Here is a 482-nt window from a genome sequence, read left to right as displayed (position 1 = left end):
GGCGTAAACAATGGGCAAGAGTTCAAAATAAGCATTTAAAAAATGCTGGCTTAAAATCTCGTGTAAGTCATAGAACGCTAGAAGAACAAAAAAACATAATGATCGATTTAGCTAAAAAAGCAGAAGATGCAAAGGATTTTGACAAGTCTATTTTATATTTAGCAAAAGCTATTGAACTAGATCGCCCGCCGATGCAGAACCTATCACGYAARAAATGGCGTWCWAAAGAAGGKCAGGAACAACGCAAACGTGACCAAGCGATCAGAGACAAGGCAAGAGAAGATGCAAGGGCTGTCAGGKTGTTGAGRGGTGTTGCAGTTGTTGATGTTGCTTCATTCACAGTTCATCCATTGCAGAAAAAAGAGCAGTCAAAAAATAATGACTTTTCAGAAAAAAAATCGTGGTGGCGTTCTACTGTTAATTTTATAAAAAATATTAAAGCCAAGTTCTCAACTAAAAAAGATATTAAACCTGTTCAAGAA

Annotated in this window: 1 protein-coding gene; it reads left to right on the top strand. The window is 36.6% G+C overall.

Features of this window, described 5'->3' with window-relative positions:
• Positions 1-482 (top strand): hypothetical protein (locus AC1DIP_RS22270; protein WP_477735123.1); only part of this gene is annotated, 482 nt, incomplete at both ends.

This window comes from Pseudarthrobacter sp. 05T312, from assembly GCF_056396685.1.
This window is presented reverse-complemented; position numbering and strand designations above follow the sequence as displayed.